Consider the following 26,997-nt stretch of genomic DNA (forward strand, 5'->3'; position numbering starts at 1 on the left):
CTACTTTTCGGACGTTTTCCTTTGACTCGATTTTCTGGTCAGTGAAAATAAAAAAAACAACCATAAAATGCCAATCAAAATAAATCAGCCAAGACGTTCCATATCCTTGCTACTGTGGTGATTTCTTTTAATACGGTTTGAACACTACTTTATAGGAAGCTGCGGCGGAAATTTCGTTGAAAGCGTAGATCTTATTCAAAATATGGAATAATCCCCATCACCTCCGTCCGATACCACCGTGAACATAAATATCAGCGTACCCCCTACTCGTCGCGATGGACTGAAGGAATCTACAACACTTTCTGGAGCCCACCTACTAGCACTCAGACCACATGCGAATTGCATTTGCTAAACTAACATAAGTACCGAACTTACACTCTTCTAATCCCTCAAACTCAATGGAAAGATATCCATCATAATCTGATGCTTTAATAAGTGTCATAATTTCTCGCAAATGGAGGTCACCCTGACCCAAAATCGCTCCTCGTAAAAACGTACCCGACACCGACCGGAACCATCCTTCATTAGGATCTTGTTGTTCAGAGCGGACATGGAAATCCTTAAGATGAACCATGGATGCTAGAGAAAGGTTCTTTTTTACAGATATATAGGGGCTTTCATCTACGCATAAGAAGTTACCGACATCTAGTGTTGTTCTAAAATTCCAGCGATTTACGGCCTTCACAATCCTTTGAACCCTATCTGCCGACTGTACGTAATACCCATGGTTTTCGATGCTCGTTACTATACCGTACTGGGAAGCATAATCGGCAATCTCCTGACAGGCCTCCACAAACATTGGAAATTCATATTCAAACGTCTCGGTAGATGTTTCTTCGATAGGACGCCAAGACACATCATGTCTCATTCGCTTTACGCCTAATCGATGTGCAATTTCAACTTCATTTTGTACACGTTCCACCTCCTCGTAAAATTCTTTCTCAGTTGGTTGAGAAAAATTTGCGGAAATTGCGTAATTAGAGATATCCAAGCCGGTGTCTAGTGACTTTTGGAGAATTTGTTCTACCAAACTGAGGTCGTCGTGCAAAGAGAAACCCATCGGGACAATTTCAACATGTTCTCCACCATTCTCGGAAGTCCAAGCAAATACATCCAGAACAGTCATTTCCCCGTGTTGGATAGCCCGGTACAGACTATAAGTGCTGACACCAAGTTTCATCTGACTACCTCCATCACATACGAGTCATAATTTAATCCTGCGGCACTTTCCCTGTCTAGGACAAAGGTCACATCGCGGTGCAGCTGTAAAATGCTCGCCGGCATATCTGTTCGTACAACACCATGAACCGCTTTCCCAATGATGTCTTCTTTTTCCTTGCCAAAAGCCATTAAAACAATTTTCTTCGCCTGCAAAATGGCTTGCACACCCATAGTTATGGCTCGCCGAGGAACCTCATCAATCGTATTAAAAAAGCGTGAATTGCTGCAGATGGTCTCAGGACTTAAGTCAACGACATGGGTACGAGACACGAGTAAGTCGTCAGGTTCATTGAAACCAATATGACCATTGACACCAATACCCAGAATTTGAAAATCAATTGGGTTTTCTCGAATAATTTCGTCGTAACGGTTACATTCTCTTTCTAGATCTTCAACAGTTCCGTTCGGAATATAAATGTTTTCTGGTGATATGTGAATGTGGGAAAATAAGTGGTCATTCATAAAACAGTGATAGCTCTGTACATGTGATGGTGGTAAACCGATATATTCGTCGAGATTTATCGTCACTACACTCGACAGATCTAATCCGCATTGTCCCAGACCTACAAGTGCGCGATAAAATGGGACAGCCGTGCTCCCTGTTGCTAAGCCCAGCACAGCTCGTGGGTTCTCTTCTACCACGCGTTCGGTTAATGATGCTGCATAAAGTCCTGCTTCAATAGCTGTGTCAAAAACTCGAATATTCAATATCCTATCCCCTTAGCGAACATATTCAAGTTTTTCGTTTCATTTATTCCATGTCCTGAAAAACATTACACCCTAACTTCCCTCCACTCTTTGGCCGATGTGGCTATCATATTTAACATCCGAACAATTTCACGCCCTTGGGAAACATCACTTACTGGCTTGCACCGAGTTTTTACACACGTGAGAAAATGGTCGATTTCCTGGTCATAAAGGGAACCCATGCCCACATTAATCGGCGTTGTGGCAAGAGCTCCTTGGTCCACAGTAACGACTTGAGCCGGATCGGTCGATATGCCCCCACGAGTTCCAAAAAGCTCTAGCTTTAACCCGCCATCCTCAGGACTATTGACGGCCCAGGCAACCTCCATTTGTAAGACACTCCCGTTATCAAATCTCAGAAAAGCAGCTGCAAAGTCCTCGGTAGTGAAAATCTCGTTGTTCGCATTTTGCTTTGATAAAGCCTCCCAAGTGTGCAGGTAGTCCACCCTATCGGCACCGATAGCTTTGGTCATCATTCCGCTAACAGACTGTATCTTGTGCATTCCTGTAAGCCACCAAGCCAAATCTAAAGCGTGTACACCTAGATCCATCAGGGGTCCCCCGCCGGAAACAGCCTCGTTTGTAAACCACCCCTTAGGAACGCCTCTGCGCCGCAAAATCCTTACCTTGCCATAATAGACATCTCCGAGATCTCCGTTATCAATAAACCTCTTCATGACCTGTACATCCGTCCGGTATCGGTGCGACATTCCGACCATCACGACTCGATCCGTTGCTGCGGTCATGTCATATATTTCATCTGCCTCAGAAAGGGTGGTGCATAAGGGTTTTTCTACGAGTACATCCACACCGTACTGCAGTGCCTGTAACACATAGCCCGCATGCGCTGTATTCGGAGTACAAATACTCACAGCATTTATTGTGTGTGACTGTACCATGTCTTCAAATGATCCATATACCTTTGGAACCGGCCTGCCTGTTTCGCGGCCGAACTGCACCGAAGCTTCTTGTACGCGGTCAGTCTCCGTGTCAACAAATGCAACAATCTCTACATCATCACGCTTGGCATATGACTTTAGATGAGCGATTGTGGCTATCGCTCCTAATCCAACAATACCGACTCTCACTTTCCTCACAGAAAAACACCTCCATACAAATCCTTTGTGTACATATTTAGCAATAATGAATATCGCAATCAGACTATAAAGAATCCACAGAGGTTTTATGGGATTCAATCTGCATACGGTAATACAACCATATCATCAGCACAATCCCTGAACCGGCAAACAAGGACGATACACGGTACAATACAGCAGGTCCGAGTCTATTAAAAACCTCTCCACCAACGACACTACCAACAACCACCGCCAAACCTACATTAACAGCACTGTACAACGTCTGCGCGGATGCGCGATTTCTTTCATCACTTGCTTGATTGGCTAAAGCAACACCTGCTGCATAAGTAAAGCTGAATGAAACACCGTGTAACATTTGGAGCAACAGCAAAACCGAGGTCGGCGGTTCAAAACTCATTAGGACCCATCGAAACAAAAACACTGAAGCACCAATAATATAAATGAGGATTGGATTCCACTTTGTGAATAGTCGACCGACGGAAAATAAAAATGGAAGTTCACACAACGCACCCAGGGAATAAACGACACCTAGCCAAGCCATCGGCCGCCCTAGACTATGGTAATACAACGCATAGAAATTATTGTTAATCGATACACTAACTGATACAAGAAAGGTAAACGCCAATACCAAACGAAACAATTTGTTCTTTAAAAGCCTGCCAATCTCAAAAAGAAAATGCGTCTTCGTATGAATAGTACCCATTCTGAGTTCAGTGTCACTAGTCTTCAGAGGATAAAACATCCATCCGGTTACTGCTAGGAGAACCGCCATCATATAAACAATAGGTAATACCTTGATACCCGCACGCTCATAGATAAGCCCAGTTAATAGAACAGACACGGACCACCCGATCGAGCCGAACAATCTTGCCCTCCCGAATTTTCGGATACCTATTTGCCGCACTGTCACGCTGTCCACAATTGGCCCTACAGCTGCCTGCGTTCCGGCGTAAAGTGCCATGATGGGTACCCACATCACAACGTGTCGTACGTGTCTGGAAAATAAAAGGGCAATTGAAGGAACCACTAAACAGAGCGTAATCCACCATCGAACGCTCCCTACACGATCAACAAGGGTTCCCCATAATGGTTGGGTAACGAGCCCTACCGTGGGGAGAACAGCTAAAATAAGGCCGATTTGCACACTTGAGAGACCATGTGCTATCAGATATAGACTTGCATAAGGGCCAAAGGCCGACACGGGGAGAAAGAAGAGAAAGTAAAACAACCCCATTCGGCCCAAAACAGAAAAATGAGTTTTCACGATAACGGCAGCGATACAGGCCTCCGAATGCGCGCGGATTCATATGCCGCCAATGCGACCTCCATGGCCCTCATTCCATCTGTACCACTCGCTAACGGACTGCTATTGTTTGTAATGCACGCAATAAACCCATTAATCATCTCCAAATCGGGATTATCACCCCATGGTACCTGGCGGACCATATTGAGTTCGTCATCATACTGAGTGTAGTGCTGCCCAAACGCATTGACCAATGTTATGCCATCAGTACCCGTTACACGTAATGTAACATCGCCCCATGTGGGAAACGTTTTAGGACGCGACCAACTTGGATCATGACTAGCAATCACCCCATTGCAGAATTCCATCACCAGTAACCCGCAGTCATCGACTGGGCTGTCTGAGAAACGTCTGTCGACCTCGGCATAGACTTCTGCAATTTCACTTCCGATGTACCACCGCATTATATCGATGACGTGTACTGTATGGTCGAGAACCGCTCCACCACCAGATAACTGCATGTCATTAAACCAACCGCCAGGATTTTGACCGCGGTTAGTTCCCGTCAGCGCTAAAATTCTCCCTAATGATCCACTATCAATCTGTTTTTTCACATACTGCAGGGGCGTGCTAAACCTAATGGGGAAGGCTGTTTGTAGTTTGACGTCATTTTTCTCACAAGCGGTAATCATTGCATTTGCGTCAGCGATCGTGGTTGCCAGGGGTTTTTCACAAAGTATGTGTTTGTGAGCTTCTGCTGCAGCAACGACCATTTCTGCATGGTGAACATTCTCACTGCATACAATAACGGCGTCAAAATCCCCATATTGTAACGCATCCTGATAGTCTTTGTAGTACGTCGCACCAAATTTTCTAGCCGCAGCCTCACCACGTTCTTCGTGGCTGTCAGCCACAACGGTTAACTGCGCGTCATGGATGTGTTGCAGTGCCTGAGCATAACTGTATGCATGCATATGTGCGAAACTAAAAATTGCGAATTTCATCGCTCACTTCTCCCCCCTGGCTTGTGATAGAGTGACAACTTCCCCAGATTGTGCTGATCTAACTGCAGCGAGGCTAATCTTCAAAGCAGCTAACGCATCTTCTGGTTCAACATCTGCGACGTCTCCAGTTCTAATACAGTGAATAAAGTGTTCTAACTCAATAAAATATGGGTTGTGAATCATGGGGCTACTTGGTACTTCAACTGCAGCTACACCGCTCCGCTGTTGCCGAATTGCGCTATGGATGGGCACACTACCATCACTGTTATGAGTAATCAGCCCCTTATCTCCAGCAACCTCGATGGCTGTACTGAACCCTGATGGTGCGGACCATGTTCCCTCCAGATGTGCTATGACACCATTTTGAAACTTTAAACTCACATAGGCGTGGTCAAGCCGGTTTCTCTCCGCTACTAGATTCTTTGCATATACCCGTTCTACATCTCCGAAACACCAGCGAAGGAAATCAATATCATGAATCAGCAAGTCAACAATGATGGTCCCACTTAACTTACTATTGGCATACCAGTCATTGGAACCCGACGGAAATGACCCACCGCGGAATGTGCGAGCGGTTCCAACTTGGCCCAATTTTCCTTGAACAATCTGCTGACGAATGCTCCGATATTCAGGAAAAAATCTAACTACCTGACCAACAAACAGACGTACATTATGCTCCTTACAAACGCGAATACTGTCCTCAGCGTCTGACAGGTTCCTGTCGAGTGGCTTCTCACTGATAATATGTTTTCCTGCCTTTGCAGCACGGACAATATACTCCTTATGAAAAGGAGTAGGGACACATACGTCGACGACATCTGGATCTTCTGCCATCAGCAAGCTGTCCAGCGTTGAATAGGAAAAACTACCCAGTTTTTCAGCTAGTGACTGAGCCACGTCTAATCTAGGGTCTACAATACCTCTCAGTTCCACCCCAGGCATCGACGCATAAGCTTCCGCATGCACGCTCCCCATGGTACCTGCACCAATGACAACTACTTTCACGTTGATTACATCCCCTTTCACGTGTCACTGCCTAATAAAATCAAGAATTCGTTGCAGCATATCTCGGAAACAAAACATCAGACGATATAGGAAACAGATAGTTAATACTCAACGAGGCCACACCTATAAGCCCAGCCTGACTACCTAAACTCGAACGACGTACGACAAGACCCTCTCTAAGTTCCGGAAGTGTATCCTTGGCGTATTCACGGATCACCTGAATAAACAAATCACTCGTCATACACACTCCTCCCCCCAGCACCACTGCGTCAAGATTCAACATGTTGATGTGATTCGCAATGACAACCCCAGTGACTTCAGCTGCCTCCCTGATGACCGATGCGGCTAAGACGTCTCCTGAATTTGCTCGAAATGCCAGTTCGTAAAAGGACTCTATTAAACGCCCACTTTTCTGTTGGTAGTCCCTTATCATTCCCGGCGCCGAAGAAACAGTCTCCAGACAGCCGCGACGACCACATGTACACTGCAACCCATCTGAGGAAACTTTGATATGCCCAACTTCCCCGGCAAGCCCCCGTGCTCCTCTATATAACTGTCCATTAAACACCAACCCTGAACCAACACCTGTGTCAACCGATACATACAGCATGTTGTCGATTCGCATTTCGTGCAATGAATTGTACTGAAATTCTCCATATGCAGCCGCGTTAGAGTCGTTTTGTACAATCACAAGTGACGACAAATCCTTTTCAAGATGTTCTCTTAAATTGAAATGGTGCCAGCCCAAGTTATCTGCTTCTAACACTGTTCCATCAGAGCCGATCAACCCGGGCGTAGCTACGCCAACACCCAAAACATTCCGACTTTTAATTTTACAGTCATCTTGCAAACGTAATAATCCATCTCGTAATTGGGTATATAACTTATCTCCTTGTGAACACAGTTCTTTAGAGGTTTGCATAGTTACGACCTGTAGTGACAGGTCTACAATTCCGAAGCAGAGAGAAGGTCCTGTTAAATCTGCTGCGAGAAAGTATCCGCCTACCGGATTCACCTCCAGTAACACCGGGCGGCGCCCTCCGGTTGACACTGCACGCCCACATTCGCGAATCAAGCCGCGTTCCTCTAGCGTTGATGTAATCACGGAAACTGTGCTGCCAGCCAATCCCGTAATTTCACATATGCTAGTACGAGAGATAGGCCCACTTTCTCGAATCAATCTAAAAATCAACCCAAGGTTAAAATCTCTAAGTTGCGAGTGATTCTTTACATCCATGCCTTACCCCTTCTCTACGTATCAGTAATCAACATGTAAGTCATATTCAATCCCGCATTAGTACCCTATCAAATCTAGCCGATATGCACCGCATACTCTCTCCTACATTTCTAAGATAACATCCATCTGGCGGGAAATATCAAAAGCTGACTGATACACGTTGTTTGCATATGGAGGGATCTCTGCTGTTAGGACGTCGTCATATCCTATCTCACGCAGTTCTTTAACAACGATTGGCCAATTGACATCTCCAGCGAGCAAGGGGACAAAGCCATTAATATTCCCTACCTTTATGGAGAAATCTTTGATGTGTACTTTCTTGATCCGTTCTCCTAGGATAGAAATCCAATGTTGAGGGTATCCGAACTGAAGCACGTTCCCAATATCGAAATAGATACCGACTGACGGAGTCCCCATGTCATCAACATATTGCTTCATTTCCCGTGGGGACAACAAAAACTTATTCCATACATTTTCGACGCCAATGCAAACCCCAAGTTCTGCGGCAATATTCGAAAGTGCCCACAGTGCATCTTGGCTCCGCTTATAACATTCGTCGTAATTTACTTCGGGTGTGACAACTCCCGGCACAACCAGTACAGTATTCGCTCCTAGCACAGCAGCCAGTTCGAGTTGTTTGCGAACAATAGCCATTCCACGCCCCCGGATTTCGGGGTCATCAGAGCTCAGCGGGTAAGTCCAAAGCAAACCGGTGGACACGCTCAATAACTGCAAGTTCCTATCTGATGCGTTCCGTGCAATCAGACGAGCTTCACTAGTACTCGTGGATGGAGTCAGTCCAATCCCCTGCTCATCATTTAAGTTCAGTTCGACCGCAGAAAAACCTGCTTTAGCAGCAACATCTAAGACTTCAGGAAGGGGCGTTCCCTCGGCAAAGCACCACTGATTAATAGCCTTCTTCATTGGCTACTCTCTCACCTCACTTTTAAATTACTACACCCTGAAAGTTCGCTACTGAAACACTCAAATAACTTGCCAGTGAAAATGAGTTAAATCTTGCGCCAGCTGTGGCAGAAGTAAGTCTCCATAGACATAAGAATTCTATAACGACTCCACTCTTCACGAAGGGCAACCTCGGTAGCGTTCCATGGTCGGTCTCAGCAGATTCAGTTTAATATTTCTGTTGACAAAGTGCTCAAAATCCGCAGAACAAACAGATTTTTACGCCTATTACCTGGAATACAAACAGTTACGTCGTAGACGCCGAACTAAATCAAAGCTAACTTATTTCGTTCGTCGATAAAAGAATAGTACAAACAAAATATTTTGTAAAGTCTGTGGGTTCGATAAGTTCAAGTTCCGTCTTTCGCAAAATGATGTTGTCTGATGATATGTAAACTAAAATATATGACTAAGAATGAAATCAACAGCACGATAATGGATCCCTGTATCATCCACAGAACTTGTTTTGCTGGTAAGTGGTCCATTGAAAAACCAATGACTGCAGGAAATATAGCCCCTCCAACTCCAGCACACGCCGTCACAGAACTCGTGACCGTGCGTTCCATCCCGGAAAACGTGTGGTTCGCATAGACCATTGTGATTGAATACACAGCGGAAAGCGACAAACCAACTCCCAAAATAGATAGATAAGATACCCACAACTGTTTCGCCGTGATAAGTCCTAGGAAAAATACGCTTGCCATCAAGATACTGCTGAATAAGTAACGTTCGTAGCTGACTCGTCGGACTATCCATCCAATGGCAAAACGCCCTAACACCATAGAACCCCAAAATGCAGCAGAACTCATCGACGCTAGATATGGTTGAGTCTTAAGGTAGACAGTAAATATACTGGGAAGGAAACTATTAATACTCCCCTCGACACCGACGTAAATAAAGATCATTAGAAGAAAAAGCATGAGGACACTATACTTCGAAAGCATACCATTGAATACAGGGGGGGCAGAGGTCCCTGCATCCCTTCGTTCACTGTCCTCTGACGAACGATGCGATGGCAAGGAATACCCAATAACTTGCCAAACCACAGTGAGTATCAAAGCGATTATGGCGATAAACAAGGATGTAAACCGCCACGCATGCATCGCGATGAAGACACCGGCAAGGGCAGGGAGAGATAGTGCTCCGATACCAAAGGCTACCTCCAATCGACTCATGGATATTGCTCGCCTACCTACGAATTGTTCCATGATATATGAGGCCACAGCCGTTTCCTCAGATGCGGCGCCCATTCCATTCAAAACGAAAAATATTCCCAACAGAAAGAATGGAGGTACAAACAAGACTCCTGTTTGTGCGATCGCCACTGCAAGTGCTGCACCGGATAAGATAAACTTGTAATGCAACCGCCTCATAAGTCGTGTTGTAATTGGAACGCCGACGACAAACCCAATTGACCCAAGAAGTGCCAGAAATCCGCCTGATGTGTACGTGGTGCGATAATGGGATAGTAATTCGGGCATAATTGCCCCAAGAAGCACACTAGTACAACCACCTACGAAATACATCCCGTAAGAAGCCCAAAGAAAACGAGTCAACGTAATTCCTCCAGTAACGGGGGAGACGCATACAATTCACGTGCATTCCTGCTTTATCTTGCTTGTTCATCTCTTCCCACGGTGGCGGTTATTCACAAAATGAAATGCCCCAGGGACAGGGGCAATCAGGCGATACAATCGATCATTGTAGCAACACCATCGTAGACTTTTATGAATGACGAAATGGACCATTGATGCAGGGCATGCGGTTGCAAACTGTGCACGTCTATAGTTACCAAGCGTCTAATAGATGACAATACCGTGAATCCATTTATAAATCACTACAATTGAAAGTTTAAGCGATCCTAATTGAGAAACTGCTCTTTCGTCTACTCTAAGGCTTCTGTTCGCATTGTTACCCAAGTGTCTCGTTCCACGTCTGTGGTGTCAGATTAAGCTGACTCATCTTTAACTCAATACTCTGCTGAAATTGCTCCATTGCATGACAGGTCTGCTGAAGTTTCGTCTGACGATATTCCATCATACGAAGGACCTCCCTTGGAGCAGGTCCTCCTGGCAACGCGCGGATGTGGACAAAATGCACAGCATCCAATGCTTGTTTTACGACCTCGTCGGTAATGCAAAGTGGACGACCAATCACATCTTGTGCAGCCTGTGCCACAATCTCCGCTCCTACCTCGTTTGCCTTGAGTCCTTCTATAGTGGCTAACCGGGCCACGTGTCCGGAAATTGAATGTGCGGTTCTGAACCCCATATTACTAGAACGAACGAGAGTATCCGCGAGCTCTGTGATGACAGCATAACTCTCAACGGCTCGTTCGCGGAGCCTCTCCTTATCTACAGACATCGTGGCAACAACACAGCCGAAGAGATGAAACAGTTTAGATGCTAACCTTAAGGCAGACCAAAGATGCGGTTGCAAATCATCTTCCGTGTCAACGATGTCACCGAAAGGTGTGTTGTGGAGCATTTGGAGGATAGCTTGGCATTCACCGACACCTCTAGATGCTAGTGCGCGAATGTGTTCACAGGACACTGGATTTCGTTTCTGCGGCATGATTGAGCTAACCTGGACATATGGCTCAGCCACGACAATAGCGCCAAACTCTTTGGTGCTCCACAGGAGCAAATCTTGGGTGTACCGGCCAAGGCCCAAAAGGGCTACTTGAAGTGCAGATGCAATTTCAGCAATGTAGTCGGCACCGCCGATGGCATCATAAGAGTTTTCCACGAGACCCTCGAATCCCAGCAACTCGGAAACCCGTTCGCGGTTGATAGGGAATCCGGAAGTCGTGATCGCAGCAGCCCCCAGTGGACTATGATTACAAGTGTGCAAAGCAGAATGAAGTCTTTGATAATCCCGTGAGAGCGTGTCATAGACGGCCAGAAAGTAATGCCCAAGTGTTGTTGGTTGGGCCGGCTGAGTATGCGTATATCCAAGCATGATAGTCTCGGCATGTAATTCAGACATCGTGAGGAGCGTCGCTTGCAATTCAGAGACCGCATTCAGTACAGAAACCAGGAGATCCCTCAGAACTATCCTGTACATGGCAACACCCATGTCGTTTCGGCTACGACCGATGTGCAGATTTCCGGCCAAATCACCCGCTTCGCGGAGAATCTGATCTTCAATCGCAAAGAACAAATCTTCGTATTTACCCGTATAGGAGGAACGTTGATAGTTCTCAATATCGATATGATGAATAGCAGAAAGGATTTTCAACGCGTCGTCTTTCGGTATAATGGATTGCTCGACGAGCATAATTAGATGGGCCTTGTGGATGGCTAGCATTGGCTCAATCAGCGTTGTTTTTGCATTATCATAGGCTGGAATCAAGACCGTCTCTGCATACGATTTGCCAGGAAACTGCGTGCCTTCCATAGCAAGCACGGCTTCTCTTATGCCCAAATGGGCCACCCCCATAGTTCCTCATAGTTGGCTTGCAGCTTGCTCATCAATAAGCAGTAGACTGTCCGGGTGCTCGCGAAACGCGGTAGCGGGAACAGTTTCTGATATATCTCCATCCACAATTCGCGCTACGATATCGGCTTTGTTACGGCCGTTGGCAATCAAAAGGACGTGCTTCGACTCCCTAAGGGTGCCGATTCCAAGTGTCAGACCAAATTTTGGTGCATTTCCCCACCCTTCATCATGAGCCTGACGTATGGTAGCCGCAGCGAGTTCCGCAACGTGCGTTCTGGAATCGAAGGACGTTCCTGGCTCGTTAAACCCGACGTGACCATTGACCCCGATGCCAAGGATGCTTAGCTCAAATCCTCCGCCACGCACGACTGATTCCTCATAATTCTCTGCAGCCGCTTCAACTGATAATCCTTCGTTATAAGTAATCAACTGATCTTGCGGCCAGTCCATCCCCTGATACAAATGTTTACTTAAAGTTTGGAAACAAGCGTGGGGATCCGTTTTGCGAATCCCAGCGTACTCATCAAGCGTAAAAGCCGTTACCTTCTGAGGATGGAATTGCCCGTTCTTAAACCTTCTTACCATTTCTCGATAGGGCTCGATAGGTGTTTTACCCGCAGTAAAGCAGACTTGTATATCTCGTTTCACGGACAAGTATTGCGTTATTACATCTGCAGCAGCACTAGCAAAATTATCCTTAGACACAACTTGAATTCGCATACGTTACCTCCCTCACAAGCATCTGAGCAGGATTAAAATTGCCGTAGATGTGATTGATGCACTATGAGTAACTCGTCAAGTAGCTGTTCTGCTGCCGAAATGCTATCCACAACGGGATCGATCAACAGTGCTTGCATTGCAGCTTGCCTATCACCTTCAACTGCAGCCTTCACAACCAACTCTTGAACCGCCACTTGAGATTGACAAAGTGCAGCAATCCCCTTTGGTAAATCCCCCATCGTCAAGCCCTGGATGCCATATCCACTCACCAGTGCGGGCACTTCAACCACAGCGTCATGTGGTAGATTTGAGATTGAGCCACGATTTGGAATGTTTACAGCCAGTACATACTCGTTCCGATTCTCAGAAATTGCACGAATGATATCAAACGCAATTTCTCCTGAAGGCTTAGTAAGCAAATCACCTAGAGGTGCCCCCTCATGAATCCAGCTTGTAATCTGCTGATCCCGTGTCCTACGAAACGCATCCGCTGCATTGAAATCATATCCATGTAATCCAGTTAGTTCCCATGCATACTGAAGATATTCCCCTATATGGTCATCTGTAGGTGACGGCCAATATCCAAAATGATTGAACAATCGTCTACTGAGCGGATCTGCACCCCAAGGACCCTTGTCGCCTTCCGGCAGTTTCTTCTCTGCGGCACGAACGGCCGGGTACAAATTATCGCCCGTACGCTTATCTCGAATATCAAGTATCCACAAAAGGTGGTTAACACCAGCTGCTTTAACATCAACATCCTTGGAATCCATCCCGATCATCTGCGCAAGACGCTCTCGCCCCATAAATACTCCATGGCACAGCCCCACGGCTTTAATATTGGTGTAGCGGTTGATAGCCATGATGATCCGACTCTCTGGATTTGTGAAGTTGATCAGGTATGCATTCGGGCATAGCCGCTCCATGTCACGACAGATATCCAAAATAATTGGTATATTACGAAGGGCGTGAGACAAGCCTCCTGGTCCCCCATTTTCACCAAGCACCTGACGAATTCCGTATCGTCTAGGAATCTCCCAGTCAATCCGCCAAAGCTCATCTCTCCGAACAGCTACAGAAGTAATCACAAAATCTGCCTCAGGTAAAGCCAACCTCCTGTCGTTAGTGGATTCAATTCGCAATCCTGCACCGGATTCCTCATTCATGCGATTGGCCAGTTGGACTATCTCCGCAAGGCGTTGTTGGTCAAGATCAACAAGAACTAGAGTACTCCCATGCAACTCCTTACATTGCACCGCATCTCTTAAAGCGCCAATTCCGAAAGAAGCACTTGCAGCTCCAATTAGCACAACTTTAATGTTTTTCACTCTATAACCTCTATTCAAAATGTTTTATTATTCCAACTTTTGGGGCACCTAGGGTTGGATGCGTCCTAAGAATACTTACGATGTTGATTACGACTGAATGACACAGTCATAGAATAATGATTTCCAGGCAAATAGTGTCGACTTATACATTTTGTATCGTTAATTGATCTGCCCAACGGAAATCCATGAAACTTACTTTGGATACATTACCTGGACAAGTTAATCTATACAGCCCTATTGCTCGCATCAGAGCTCCTAACACAGGCGGTCGACTTGTTATAAGAAATTCATCTTCAGGCAAAAGCGAATGCAGTTTTTTCGGGATCACATCATAATTTTGAAATAATCCTCCAGAAAGTATGACTCTTCGCCCTAAATCATCACGCAATTGGCGTCGTACGGCTTTAATGAGTTGAACATAGCTTTCAGCAGCACTTGCAACAATTTTCGCTGCCACTTCGTCATGTTCTGCTAGTTCTAATACCACAGGTGCGAAACCTGCGACTTTCGTAACTTGATTTTCACCTTCATAAATATGATCTACTAATCCAAGTGCATCGTAGATTCCGTAGCGTTCAGCTACTTCACCCCACAATTTAGTTGCAGGCCCTCGTCCTTCAAACCCCCTGACAGCTGCAGAGAGTCCTCGCCTGCCAATATCGAACCCACTCCCCTCATCGCCAATAATACTTCCCAGTCCACCCGCACGAGATGTTACACCATCGTGGCGTTGTCCAACTGCAATGGATCCTGTCCCCCCAATAACTGCCAACCCAGAAGCATCCAATGTTCCCGCAGAGAGCACAGAGAAGGCATCGTTAACCACCTCGATGACTGCATTGTCTATCACAACGGATAATCGTTCATGCATCAGTCTGCTCTGTGTTACAGTGTCAATACCCGACAAGCAAAAAGATACGGATAGCAAATTATCCAGTTTGCCACCCAGCCGCTGTACACCGCGTTCAAGAAGGTTCACAAGAAGTTCAGTACATGCGTCTGGTCCCAAAAGAGTCAAACGACTGGGGCCTCCGTCCAACATAACCGCTCTGTCCTTATATAAGTCATACAACAACAGTCTAGTTTTGGTTCCTCCTCCATCCACACCGGCAAAAATCTCCACGTTAGCATCCCTACTTCCTTTTGTAGCAGGCTTTTTAGCAATTTCATTTCATTCTTGTTTCAATTACGTCGGAACGCGGATTACAGCCGTCTTAGTTGCTCCCTCCGGCTTAGTTTATACATTCTTTTCTTCCAGAAAAGAATGATTTGAGGCACCGAACTCCGCAGCCCAATGATCATATGTGGAGGTCTGAATTGCTATCCCGTGATCGTCGAAAGCAAGTAACACAGCACCACAGACCGGAGGGATGTCTGGTATACATAGTCGAAATTCAAACCCTGAATCATTGAGAACTTGTTCAATTCCTCCAATAAGCAAAGGGTGCCTCCCTCGCTGAATAACGCTTCCTACCAACACCACATCAAGCGGTTCATCCAAATCACACAGACGCATGGCAACAGACTTTGCAGATAAGCCTAGCTCATATCCCATTCTGGCCAAAATCTTACATGACAAGGTGTCGCCTCTATTAGCTGCTTGATGAACCACAATGGCTAGTTCCCTCGGTACATTAGTGTATTCCTTATCCAGATAATCGTTAAGCATATGCTCGACATCAGTGTAGCCAAGAAACTCCGGCACAAGCTTGACTAATAGTGAATACTCCTCTCTTCCTTCAAACGACCTAATTGCCGTTCGAAAGGCTGCACGTGCGAGATCTCCTCCCCCAGCCCAATCACCATACAAATAACCGAAACCACCGGTCTGTACCTCATCTCCATACTTATTTCGACCTGCCGCGTTCGTTCCGGAGCCGCATACAAGTACAATACCTGTAAACGAAGGACTTCCACTTCGGAGCCCTATCATAGTGTCACAAACTACACGCCAAGATTGAATCGGTAATTTCCTACATGCTGGCAGAACAATGGCAAGATCTTTAGGCCTATCTGCACCCGCAAGTCCATATACTGCATGAGTAATGTCATCCGCAATTAAATTAGCATCGTAAAGTGCACAATCTATAGCATTACCGATATGTTGAGTTGCTTTATCAATACCAATAGACTGATAATTACTGCCTTCGGACCTTCCAATCCCTAAAACATGACCTTTCTCATCCGTTATTACAGCAAGAGTCTTACTCCCTCCACCGTCTACTCCTAGGAAGTAACTCATTGAACCCCACGCTTCCTCAATGTACTGTTAAATAACTAATCTGACTACAATGCAAACTCCAACTTTGGCCACAAACTTCTTAAGTCAAAAGATAGTTACAATAAACTATCCTGGTGACACTGTTTAAAAAAAGTCCGTACTCCACATTATGGAACCTTGTTTTGGGAATAACATACGAATGGTATCACTATCTCTAAGTTGTCTATTGGAAACATAATCACTCCCTTGAAACAGCAGCGTTAGGAGTTCTCCCTCTGTTACAACGAAGCGTTCGTTGTAGCTCCGTTCTCCCGATGCAGAATACACGTTTACTTGTTTGTTCGTACTTATGTTCACAAGAACGGTGCCGTTTTTCGAGTGTAATAGAACATCCCGGGGTTGAACATATTCGAGTTGTGCAATGCGACGGGAAAATGTATTTTCCATACGTTTCATTAGTTTTGGCCAGTCCAAAACACGCCACATGCAGTTGTCGTATTCGTCAGCTTTGATTTTGTGGTCGCGAAATAACATATTTAAAACGTGGTCATTCGGGATACGAATTTCAATGTTACGATGGGGAACCAATAAGCAAAACTGTTCAAACAGCTGGCGCATTTGATTTCTATCATGTGTATAACAAGCTTCTGTAACAACAATTTTTCCATTTGCCTCATGAAGACGAAGATAAGCAGTTGGGGTATCATCCACTACGGCTACGAAGAAATTCTCACCAGACTCACGCCTCCATTTGATTTGATCCATCCAATAGTCTCTAGTTCTGATGGAACTATTGGTTCGTACCTTGTTGAATGAATCGTAAATCTCTTGGATTGATTTCAAATCTTCGTGCATTTTCGCAAAACGGTAATGATGTATATCTTTGAACGCTAAGGTTTGTATTGCACCTGTATTAAATTTGTAAATAGACTCGACGACCTTCCGCCAACCAACTTGCTCATAAAACGAGTGGATGCCAGTTAATAAAAGAGAAATGGAATATCCGTTCGTAATCATCCACTCAGATGCCGCGTGCAGTATTTCTTGAGCTAACCCTTTTCCACGATATTTGGGGTGGGTTGCAACGTTGCCAATTCCTCCGGCACGAACAATCACTTGGTCAAGCCAGCAACTATATGGGAAAATCTGAATTGCAGAAGCAATAACATTATCTACCTTAGCAATCCATGTTGTTTCAAATGAATATGAAGAATCAAGGTCTAATCTTTCCTGAAAGAAGTGTCGCGTCTCCGTTGGGAATACTAGACTCCATAAATCATAGCAAGCCTCGAGTTCACTACGATTCTGCACTTGACGAATCTCAACACATTCCATGCTCGTTACACCCACACTTTCTCCAACTTGTCATTGGATTTAATTGTCAAAATTGTGGTAAATACTCTCTATGCTGATTTAGAATATCGTCAAGGATTTGTTTTGCCACCTTCGAAGAAGTTACTAACGGATGTATTGTAAGAGCATGAAGTGCTGTACCATAATCGCCACTTATCGCTGCTTCTACGGTTAAAGATTCGTACGCTTTCACAATTTGGATCAAACCTTTTATGTGCACCGGAACTTTAGTTTGAATTTGAAGCGGCGTTGCTCCTTGTGCGTTAATTACACAATTGGCTTCAATAGAAACTGAGTCAGGAAGAAAGTCTAGTAGTCCATTATTTCTTACATTTACGACTTGCTGGTCGTTTTTATTTGTGTAAATTGAATGGATCAAGTTCATAGCTGCCTCGGAATAGTACGCGCCACCCCGCTGTTCAAGCTGTTTGGGTTTTTCAGCGAGGTGTGGATCTTTATAAAGTTCAAAAAGCTCAGCCTCGACACGTTTCACTACCTCTGCTCGAGTACCCACTGTGGATGCAGCCTCTAATTCTTCGACCAACATGTCATCGGTCATGTAAAAGTATCTTAGATAACTACACGGCAGCATTCCTAAAGAGGTTAAAAATTCTTCATCCCAGCCGAAATCTGGTATATTTTTCATCGTAAATCCTTTTGCAGATGGGACCTTTGCCAGGATCTCAGGTAAGACATCAACACCATTTACAAGAATCTTCGAAGCCCAGTTTAGGTGGTTTAGTCCGACCCATTCCAGACTCACTTCATTCAAGCTACAGCCAAAAAGATGCGCAATCTGCATCTGCGTCCCAATTGGCAAATTACACAATCCAATAGACTGGACTTTTGTATGATTAAGAATAGCTTCAGTATTAATACCAGCAGGATTGGTAAAATTAAACATCCAAGCATTTGGTGATAGCTCCTCAATATCCTTTGCAATGCCAAGTAAAACCGGAATTGTTCTTAGAGCCTTTGCAAAGCCTCCTGCCCCAGTGGTTTCTTGGCCAATACAATTATAGTTAAGAGGGATACGTTCATCCTTCGCTCTTGCATCTAAAAGACCCACGCGCAGTTGAGTCGTCACGAAATCAGCACCATCAATTGCCTCCCGTCTGTTGAGAGTCGCATGAATGTTAATGGGCAAACCAGCTTCCTTCACCATTCTCTCAGCCAGCGCACTTGTGATTTCAAGTTTGTGTCGCCCAGGTTCGATGTCCACTAGATACAAGTCTTGTACTGGCATCTCAGGATAGCGGCGAATAATCCCCTCAACCAACTCGGGTGTATATGAAGACCCCCCGCCAATGACCGCAATTTTGAGTTTTTCTTTCATTCCTAATACCCTCCCACCAAGAATTAACATTTTCTTCTATTTGAACTCTCATTCTCATGACTCCGTGCTTTTATCTTCGTGTTTGAAGCTTGCCCCCAATTTGTGTAGAACACCAAGCCGTTTTATACCAACTGCTCGTTTTACACCACCACGTTTCCACCGATTCATAATCCCGCTGGCGTCGAGTGAGACTAGCTCCTGGGGAAAAGGGCACTGACATAGTCTGACGAGAGATGCCTTGCCTTCTCAGGCCTTGAATGCATCTTATATCTCACGCTGGGCGTCCTCCTTAATCAGGGAACGAATGTCGACCATTCGGAACCCAGCATACAGACAACACGTTTTTTGTTTAAACCCCAAATTAATTCATTACAAGCATGGGCTGCTATTTATACTAAATTTAAGTTTTTGACAAGCTTTAAATCCCCTTACCTGTACCCTCATGATTTGTTAAATGACGACTAAATCAACCTTTAACAGCACCCGCCGTAACTCCTGTTACAATCCAGCGATAAAAGACCATCGAAAGAATAACAAAAGGAATGGTCGCAACTACCCCTGCGGCACACATAAGTCCCCAAGGCAAACTATGTTTCCCTACAAGTTGAGAAATAAAAATCGGAATTGTTTGCGAGCGATAAGTAGAGGTGAACGCATTTGCAAACATAAACTCGTCAAAATTGTTTAAGACACTAAATATGAAGGTGGCTGCTAAACCAGGGATGGACAGCGGAACGATAATTCGGAGCATGGCTCCCCACATACCGCAGCCATCTATATATGCAGACTCTTCAAGTTCTTTTGGAACAGTTGAAAAATACCCGGTCACCATCCATACCACATAAGGAATCGTCCCAGATGCATACGCAATAATTAAGGCCCAGGGCGTATTCAGAAGTGGCCCAGTAAGTTGGAAAGCTAAATGCGTAAAAGGAATAGGAATGGAAAGTCCGTTGCGAAAAAGTATATACAAAGGAACCACGATGCTAACTGACGGTAACACCTGCATTGACAAAATCGCAAACAGCCCACTCATACGAAATGGAAAACGAATTCTTGCAAAAGCATAGGCAGCCAGAGAGCCGAATACCAGAGCCAAAATCGTTGTCAAAATTGATACCTCAAGGCTATTCCTCATAGCAGAAACCAAGTGTGCCACGTAGGGCCCATTTCCACTGAATAACTGCCGATAATTAAACAATGTGGGGTGATGTGGAATCAAATGTCCAGCATTAATTTCTACCTGGTTTGAAAATGAAGTACTTATTAAATAGAGAAAGGGCAATACCGAAAAGAGCAACAACAAAACAAGACCGCCCCACAGGTAACCAGTTGGGATGATATCCGTACTGGTCTTCTGTAACTTCTTCATTCAATCACCTCACGCGTATTCCATATTCCGTTTTAGAGCACGGATATAGTAGACAATTAGAGCGATGATAAACAGCGTGCTAACCCAAGCCATCGCGGAGGCTTTGCCCAGATAAAAGTATCGAAAAGCATTGTCGAACGTAAGGTATGTTACAGAAGTTGTATCGTTACCGGTGAATTCGGTTAGAATATCATACACTCGAAAGGCGCCCATCACACGAAGAACAACCGCAATTATAATTGTTGGAGTAAGCTGAGGAAGAGTTACATACCAAATTTTTTTCCAAAAGCCTGCACCATCTAACATCGCAGCTTCATACAAGTCGCCTGATAAAGACTGAAGTCCAGCAAGCATAAGCAAGGTCATAAAAGGTGTCATCTTCCAAATGTCTGCTATTCCAGCCCAAAAAACCGTTCCTGTTACCGTAGCTAACCATACGGGATTACTGCTACTTGGCAGTATATGTAAAGCATGAAGAACAATTTGAATTGCTCCGCCATTTGTCCCAGGCTGAAGCATGGTATCCCACAGCAAGCCGTTGACCATTGTCAGAATTGCCCACGGGATAATAATGGAAGCTCGAAAAAAAGTCCTTCCACGAAAAGTCTGATTTAATAGCAGTGCGCAAAAAAATCCAAGAACAGTTTCAACCGTACATGTGAAAAGAGTGAACCAAATTGCATTCCATAACGAGTACCAAAACTGACCGTCTGTTAGAATTTGAATGTAATTTTGAATGCCATCGAATCTAACAGGTGAACCATCCAAAAGATCATAGTGCATAAAGCTCCAAACAAGAGATTGAACAATCGGATAGATGAAAATCGCCAACAAATAGATAACTGTTGGTATCAACAGAAGATAGGCGAACGCCCATCTTTTTCTTTCGTGTTTAACCGCCCTACCTGATAGCCCAGTTCCTTTTGCGGAGAATGCGATTTCTTGTGATAGACCTTCCGATAATTCTCTATCCACTATAATTGTCCCCCAAAAGCCATGAGCGCACCAATCGACAGCGCACACAGGTTTTCGAATTATTCAGCCTGTTTGATTGCCTGATTAATTTGGGTGTTAGCGTCATTTAGAGCCGCTTGCGGTGTCATTTGTCCCATAATGGCTTTGTGGAGATCCCCAGAAAGAATATCAGACCAACTCACATAACCTGGCGCGTTTGGACGGTTAAATGCGTAGTTGAATTGTTGTTCAATAGCTCCCATTGTGTTCGTAGTATCTGCTGCCTTATATTTCGGATTAGTGTACGCCGCTTGCAATGTAGGATACTGCCCATTATATTGGAATTCTGGGAGTTGATATCCATTAGACGCTATGAATTCCAAAAACTCTAATGCTGCTTGTTTGTGTTGACTACTTTTCAAGAGAGCGACTCCCTCAGACCCGGTAACCGTAGAAGATTTCACATTTCCTTCACCTGGAAGTAGTCCAACAGCCGTTTGTCCAACCACCTGCGATTGTGTGGGGTCATTTAGCATCGGGTACATTCCTTCCCAATTGGACATCATTGCAATTTTACCTGCGGCAAACGCGTTTTGTACTTGCGTTTCATTCCATTGCATGCTCGCCGGATCGACCGTCCCACTCTGATACAAAGTTTGCATCATTTGAAGTGCTTTTACCCCACCAGAACTATTAAACTCCGGTTGTCCGCTTGGGCTGAAGAAGGTTCCACCATATGCGCCTAAGAAACCTACGTAATCACACGTGAGACTTTCCGCTTGCATCCACGACCACCCAGATGCATACACGCCCTTGCTCCCTAGTTTTGCTTGAATAATTTTGGAATCTTTCAAAAACTGATCGTAGGTAGCAGGAGGATGGTTCGGATTCAAACCGGCTTCTGTAAACATTTTCTTGTTCCAATAAAAGTGTTTTGTCGATGAAAACCAAGGAACACCCATAATGTGACCGTTATAAGTCACGGATGTTAATGATGATGGAGTAAACGTTTTTTGCACACTTTTGGGGATAATATTAGTTAAATCAACTGCTACATTTCCTGCATAGTATTGGCCAGCCCAAATAGTATCCATTTCTGCAAGATCGATGCTGTGTGAATTTGACATAACTTCTGTCATCACTTTGTTGTAAACGCTATTATAATCCACCCCAATGTTAGTTACCTTGATTCCAGTTTGCTTCGTAAATTCGGCCTCTAATTGCTTTGTTAATTTCTCCTGGGTTGGTGTAGCGTCCGTCCAGAGTATTGTAATAGTTTGTCCTTTTAACTTTGGGTCCGTATAAGGAAAGTTGTTCCAGGTGAGTGTTGAGTTACTGTTTGTAGCTGGTCCACTGCTGTTACTTGCAGCATTACCCGAAACATTGCTTGTAATTCCACACCCTGCAAGCGTAACAGCCAAACCCGTTGCACTTAAGGCAACAAAGACCTGTCTTTTCATGAAATCTTCCCCCAACCATTTTGTGTATAAAACAAACATGATTAAGCGTTTTGCACATTGCCATCCTATCGTTGACCAACGACTACAAGAGAAACACCAAGAACTTACATCCACTAACCAAGCTTTACTCCACACTTTCCTGTTGCTGTTCGGACAAGATTCGGAACCGCTTACAATTCACTTACTTCGTTCTTCGATAAAATGATTGTAATACCCTTATAATCTTTTGTAAAGTGTGTGTATTCGAATAATTAGTTATTCTGAAAAGGGTGATTTTTAAATCGAATTGCAAACAAGTAACGTACAGGCCCTTCATCATGTTGTGTTTGCATTTCTGTGCTTGCTAGCGCAATCTGAGTACTGATTTACATATCTCCACGCATAGCAGTGGGCGCTTCTCAAGCGAATTAGCTCATGATCTGAAAATCAATTACTTCTCCTTGCACGTAGTTGCTGTCTTTTGGGAAGCTAGAAGCCTTACGATCGATGTACGAGATACTATACGTTGGGTAGTTTAGCGCGGACAGACCCAGGCAATTCTTCCATACTTAATACGGCCCGCTCTGATAGAGGAACATGCGAGTACCCGTTACTCCACAGTAGCGATCCGGCTTGCCCTCGACAGCTGCTGCCCGGACCGCAGGTACGTGTAAAAGGCATCGCCACAAAGCAGGCCGGATCTGGTTTCCGGTGGCTAATACTGAAGTCAGATTCTTATCTCATCTAAGGCAGATGTGGATAAAGACTCAGATCTAGACCGGACTGAAGTTATCGAGAAGCAGGTGCATGAATTGCGTAAACCGTTGATGGTATTCCCATGCCGCGATGCCGGCCACTTGGTACTTCTGCACCAATTGGAGCTTCAGTTGCAGGCTCCGTGCATCTTCAAACCAGATAACGTGTTCTCTTCCCGCCTGATCCCAGTACGTCAACGAAGGAGTCAAACTCCCTGCGTCAAATTGAATCGACAGTCCCCGTTCCATAGCCATTTCAACCACTGCCTGTACCTCGATGGTCCCTGTCCTCTCCCCTGGTTGATATGGGAGCGCCCAGTCATAGCCGTACCGGATCAAACCGACGAGAATCTTGGTTCTTGGCATACGTGCAAGCGCGTAGCGGATGTTTTCCTCGACCTTCTGAAACGGAGCAATAGGCCCCGGAGGTCCCCCAGGCCAAGACCAGTTGTACGACATGAGCATCACCAGATTCGTGTTCTCAGCGATGGCCGCATAGTCATATGCTTCAATTGTCGTCTTTTCGAGCGGTGACAACCCTGTAATCGGCATGACACATACGATGCTTGGCAGTCCGAGCGGTTTTAGGCGGGCAGACAGTTCCCGCAAAAACTGAATAAACGCAGCCCCGTCGTACGGGTGCAGGCTTTCAAAGTCGATGACGACGGCTTTATACCCCTTCTGGGATACGATACTAAGCATGGTAGAGATGTATTGTTGGCGTTCGGATGGTGATGACAGCATCACATGCACAGCATCCGGGCTAAAACCTCCCTGTGTCCAATTCGAAAACACCGCTGCGGGCACGGCGCGCGTTTGTGTGGTTGCCTGAAGAGCTGTCTCATCGAGGACCCCGACGATGACACCTGATTCCGTCATGCCATAAGTGAAGAGCGCCAGATATGTACTGTACGGCCCGTAAGAAAGGACATTCGCCCGATCCATCGTCGGTGTTGTCAGCTCGAGGAACCCGAGCACAATCTTCTTCGGCCGCGACACCATAGGCAACCGCAAAATCTGACCCGCCGAGAGATTTGTCGGTTGCACATTTGGGTTCCAACCCTGCAGTTCGCTGACAGTAAGGTTATAACGACGGGCAATCTGGTAGAGTTCATCACCCGGCATCACAACATACGTCCGCGTGCCAACGGGGATGATGAGCGTCTGCTCTGGCACAATCGACGAAGACGGCAGTTGATTGATTTGCTCAATCAATTGACTTGAAACACCATACTGTTGTGAAATGGACCACACCGACTCACCTTGCCGAACGACATGAATCTGCACGGCGGCTCCCCCCTCCATACAACATATGTCAGGAACAGTGCAGTTCGGCAAAATAAATCGCATGATTCTGAAAATAGTCTGTGCAGAGACACCCATCGTTCCCATGGGGCCTGATATTGGCCACTCGGGTACCTCAGGATCCCTTCTTTGTGATAGAGCGGGCCCGCCACGTAGTCGCCGAGCGGATCGACAATCGCACTGCCGCCTCGGCACAACTCGTCAGGAAGGTCGCGCAGGTCATTGTAGCAAGCGAGATCGACAGGATACATATCTTTGGTCTGATACTGATTGCATCCGATGACGAAGCACCGCGACTCACAGGCAATGTGTTTCAAGGTACTCTGCCAGGTATGCCCATCACCACGTAGGCGTGCGCTTCTGCAATAGCCTTCGCCAGACGATCCGTTGCCGGACTCGGCACGGTCACAGCACTTCGCCAGTAGCGGCCAAAGTCCTGACGACCGGCAAGTGCACGGCTGCCAACGACCGCACCAAAGGATAACCCCCGCGGATAACCCGACAGAAAAGCCTCTGGAAAGACAATCAACTCCGCCCCTTGCTTCCCAGCTTCTGTAATCAGCCGGCAGGCCTTTTCTACGCTTGCCTCCAACTCCATCATCTCGGAAGCGGCTTGAATGACAGCGACCTTTACGGAATCCTTGCTTCTCATCGAAGTAGTCCCTCCTAAAGTCGTTCTCTTACATCGCGGCGGAAATCGCACCGTCTATATTATATAACTTTCCGATGATTCTAACTTTTATTGACTGACTGCCGGCAGCAGAATTCGGACAGTCGTTCCCTTCCCCATCCCACTCACAATCTGTAGATTTCCGCCATGTGTATGGATGATCCGATGACTGACCATCAGTCCGAGCCCAGTACCCTTTTCCTTCGTGGTGTAAAACGGTTCACCGAGCTTGGAAAGCTTCTCGGCAGGAATGCCGACACCCTCATCGCTAAACTCTATTTCCACCCACGTCTTTTTGTATTTCAATCGGATGGATAGCGTACCACCTGCGGGCATGGCTTCAATTGCGTTTTTCATCACGTTGACAAAGACCTGCTTCAACTGATTCGGTACACAGTTCACACGGGGAAGGTTCATGCTGTATCGGCATTTAATATTCACCTGTTGCATGATAGCCTGCGCATCCATGAGGGCAATGACCTCTTGCAGCAAGCGGCAAACATCCTCACAGGTATATTTCACAGACTGGGGTTTTGCCAGCATGAGCAGCTCGTCCAAAATCTGCTGGATTCGATTGAGCTCCATTTGCATGATCTCAAAGTATTGTCGATGGGTATCCGCCGATTGCGGATGCAGCAGCTGAACAAAACCCTTTAATGCTGTTAAAGGGTTGCGAATCTCATGAGCCACGCCAGCAGCCATCTGCCCGACTACGGACAGTTTTTCCGATTGTAACAGCAACTCCTGAGTCTGCTTCTGGTCCGTGATGTCCTGGGCCGTGCCAATAAGATGCACTTCTCCGTTAGAAACGCACATCTCCCGTCTAGAATGGACATACCGTACGTTTCCATCAGGTCGAACAATCCGAAACTCAATGTCGTAGGGCTGTCCCTCCGCAAGCGCCTGCGCAGACTCCATGAACCGCTCTTTATCTTCGGGGTGAATATATCTGTATGCTTCAGTGAGCGATATGTATTCTGTATTCGGAAGTCCGTAGATGTTAAACAATTCGGCGGACCAAAGAGACCTCTGTCGAACCGGATCGAACTCCCAACTGCCGACGTGAGCAATTCTCTGTGAATAAGCGAGCATACTTTGGCTTATCCCAAGTAACTCGTCGACCGTCTTTTGTTGGCTGATATCCTTTACAATCATGTACAATCCAATGACATCATCATTCACAATGATAGGGACCGTGGTGCAAAGGATCTGAATAGGATGTCCCTCTTTATGCCTGACTCGGAGTCTGTTGTGATTTCGATGAGCGCCTTGAACCAGCAGATCGAGTTCCTGCTTGGCAGAAGCGTCGTCCGCAAATAGTAAGTCCATTAAACTTAACTGAACAAGCTCACTCTTCGTACGCCCCGTCAGTTGCGCGAACACGCCGTTCACATCGAGAATCCGGCCCTGCAAATCTATCTCACACACACCATCGGGGTTATTCTCAATCAGACATTTATACTTCTGAAAGTCGACAACCACACCGCTCATTCTGTTGCAACACCTCATCTTGCTATGTGGTGAGTGATTTAAAATATGTTGACTAAATTCGACAATGAAAGCGATGTCCCTGCAATGACAACCTC

23 protein-coding genes are annotated in these 26,997 nt (G+C 45.7%); 1 reads left to right on the forward strand and 22 read right to left on the reverse strand.

Annotated features, from left to right (window positions below; genetic code table 11):
* Nucleotides 1–316: 316 nt before the first annotated feature.
* From AN477_RS09370 to AN477_RS09465, 20 genes are all read right to left on the reverse strand, one after another.
* A complete protein-coding gene (locus tag AN477_RS09370) occupies nt 317–1,180 on the reverse strand; it encodes a sugar phosphate isomerase/epimerase family protein (protein WP_054968894.1) in 864 nt (287 codons plus the stop codon).
* Nucleotides 1,177–1,929, reverse strand: coding sequence for a glucosamine-6-phosphate deaminase (gene nagB, locus AN477_RS09375; protein WP_054968895.1), 753 nt, complete (start codon nt 1,927–1,929; stop codon nt 1,177–1,179). The genes AN477_RS09370 and nagB overlap by 4 nt, the downstream gene beginning before the upstream one ends.
* A gap of 65 nt (nt 1,930–1,994) precedes the next feature.
* The gene (locus AN477_RS09380; RefSeq protein WP_054968896.1) at nt 1,995–3,065 is read right to left on the reverse strand and encodes a Gfo/Idh/MocA family protein; all 1,071 of its coding nucleotides are present in this window, start codon (nt 3,063–3,065) and stop codon (nt 1,995–1,997) included.
* Between the two features lie 64 nt (nt 3,066–3,129).
* A complete protein-coding gene (locus tag AN477_RS09385) occupies nt 3,130–4,299 on the reverse strand; it encodes an MFS transporter (RefSeq protein WP_245631777.1) in 1,170 nt (389 codons plus the stop codon).
* 26 nt (nt 4,300–4,325) lie between these two features.
* Entirely contained in the window at nt 4,326–5,312 is a 987-nt protein-coding gene (locus tag AN477_RS09390) for a Gfo/Idh/MocA family protein (protein WP_054968898.1), read from the reverse strand.
* 3 nt (nt 5,313–5,315) lie between these two features.
* Nucleotides 5,316–6,317: a Gfo/Idh/MocA family protein gene (locus AN477_RS09395; RefSeq protein WP_245631772.1), complete on the reverse strand. Its 1,002-nt coding sequence runs from the start codon at nt 6,315–6,317 to the stop codon at nt 5,316–5,318.
* 40 nt (nt 6,318–6,357) lie between these two features.
* Nucleotides 6,358–7,554 (reverse strand): ROK family transcriptional regulator, encoded by a 1,197-nt coding sequence (locus tag AN477_RS09400; protein WP_083486114.1) that lies wholly within the window; start codon nt 7,552–7,554, stop codon nt 6,358–6,360.
* A gap of 102 nt (nt 7,555–7,656) precedes the next feature.
* A complete protein-coding gene (locus AN477_RS09405; protein WP_054968900.1) occupies nt 7,657–8,478 on the reverse strand; it encodes a sugar phosphate isomerase/epimerase family protein in 822 nt (273 codons plus the stop codon).
* A 389-nt stretch (nt 8,479–8,867) separates the two neighbouring features.
* A complete protein-coding gene (locus AN477_RS09410; protein ID WP_083486115.1) occupies nt 8,868–10,073 on the reverse strand; it encodes an MFS transporter in 1,206 nt (401 codons plus the stop codon).
* 355 nt (nt 10,074–10,428) lie between these two features.
* Nucleotides 10,429–11,943, reverse strand: a complete 1,515-nt coding sequence (argH, locus tag AN477_RS09415) for an argininosuccinate lyase (RefSeq protein WP_245631773.1) — start codon at nt 11,941–11,943, stop codon at nt 10,429–10,431.
* A 21-nt stretch (nt 11,944–11,964) separates the two neighbouring features.
* On the reverse strand, nt 11,965–12,678 hold the full coding sequence (locus AN477_RS09420) for a glucosamine-6-phosphate deaminase (protein WP_054968903.1): 714 nt from the start codon (nt 12,676–12,678) through the stop codon (nt 11,965–11,967).
* A 32-nt stretch (nt 12,679–12,710) separates the two neighbouring features.
* Nucleotides 12,711–14,006 carry a family 4 glycosyl hydrolase gene (locus tag AN477_RS09425; protein ID WP_054968904.1) on the reverse strand — a complete coding sequence of 432 codons (1,296 nt, stop codon included), beginning with the start codon at nt 14,004–14,006 and terminating at the stop codon, nt 12,711–12,713.
* Nucleotides 14,007–14,148: 142 nt separating this feature from the next.
* Nucleotides 14,149–15,129 carry an N-acetylglucosamine kinase gene (locus AN477_RS09430; protein WP_054968905.1) on the reverse strand — a complete coding sequence of 327 codons (981 nt, stop codon included), beginning with the start codon at nt 15,127–15,129 and terminating at the stop codon, nt 14,149–14,151.
* A 114-nt stretch (nt 15,130–15,243) separates the two neighbouring features.
* Nucleotides 15,244–16,248 (reverse strand): N-acetylglucosamine kinase, encoded by a 1,005-nt coding sequence (locus AN477_RS09435; protein ID WP_054968906.1) that lies wholly within the window; start codon nt 16,246–16,248, stop codon nt 15,244–15,246.
* A 123-nt stretch (nt 16,249–16,371) separates the two neighbouring features.
* Nucleotides 16,372–17,562 carry a GNAT family N-acetyltransferase gene (locus AN477_RS09440; protein ID WP_054968907.1) on the reverse strand — a complete coding sequence of 397 codons (1,191 nt, stop codon included), beginning with the start codon at nt 17,560–17,562 and terminating at the stop codon, nt 16,372–16,374.
* Nucleotides 17,563–17,608: 46 nt separating this feature from the next.
* The gene (locus AN477_RS09445) at nt 17,609–18,916 is read right to left on the reverse strand and encodes a 6-phospho-beta-glucosidase (protein WP_054968908.1); all 1,308 of its coding nucleotides are present in this window, start codon (nt 18,914–18,916) and stop codon (nt 17,609–17,611) included.
* Between the two features lie 466 nt (nt 18,917–19,382).
* On the reverse strand, nt 19,383–20,288 hold the full coding sequence (locus tag AN477_RS09450) for a carbohydrate ABC transporter permease (RefSeq protein WP_054968909.1): 906 nt from the start codon (nt 20,286–20,288) through the stop codon (nt 19,383–19,385).
* Nucleotides 20,289–20,297: 9 nt separating this feature from the next.
* Nucleotides 20,298–21,263 (reverse strand): carbohydrate ABC transporter permease, encoded by a 966-nt coding sequence (locus AN477_RS09455; protein ID WP_054968910.1) that lies wholly within the window; start codon nt 21,261–21,263, stop codon nt 20,298–20,300.
* 59 nt (nt 21,264–21,322) lie between these two features.
* The gene (locus tag AN477_RS09460) at nt 21,323–22,702 is read right to left on the reverse strand and encodes an ABC transporter substrate-binding protein (protein ID WP_054968911.1); all 1,380 of its coding nucleotides are present in this window, start codon (nt 22,700–22,702) and stop codon (nt 21,323–21,325) included.
* Nucleotides 22,703–23,454: 752 nt separating this feature from the next.
* On the reverse strand, nt 23,455–24,723 hold the full coding sequence (locus AN477_RS09465) for a LysM peptidoglycan-binding domain-containing protein (RefSeq protein ID WP_054968912.1): 1,269 nt from the start codon (nt 24,721–24,723) through the stop codon (nt 23,455–23,457).
* A 149-nt stretch (nt 24,724–24,872) separates the two neighbouring features.
* Between AN477_RS09465 and AN477_RS25435 the strand changes: the two genes are divergently transcribed.
* Entirely contained in the window at nt 24,873–25,091 is a 219-nt protein-coding gene (locus AN477_RS25435) for a hypothetical protein (RefSeq protein WP_245631774.1), read from the forward strand.
* Here AN477_RS25435 and AN477_RS24995 read toward each other — a convergent pair.
* On the reverse strand, nt 25,055–25,393 hold the full coding sequence (locus AN477_RS24995; protein WP_054968913.1) for a nitrilase-related carbon-nitrogen hydrolase: 339 nt from the start codon (nt 25,391–25,393) through the stop codon (nt 25,055–25,057). The genes AN477_RS25435 and AN477_RS24995 overlap by 37 nt on opposite strands.
* Before the next feature lie 87 nt (nt 25,394–25,480).
* A complete protein-coding gene (locus AN477_RS09475) occupies nt 25,481–26,902 on the reverse strand; it encodes a PAS domain-containing sensor histidine kinase (RefSeq protein ID WP_054968914.1) in 1,422 nt (473 codons plus the stop codon).
* Between the last annotated feature and the right edge of the window lie 95 nt (nt 26,903–26,997).

Origin of the sequence: Paenalicyclobacillus ferrooxydans (genome assembly GCF_001399675.1) — a bacterium.
Classification (GTDB): Bacteria; Bacillota; Bacilli; order Alicyclobacillales; family Alicyclobacillaceae; genus Alicyclobacillus_B; species Alicyclobacillus_B ferrooxydans.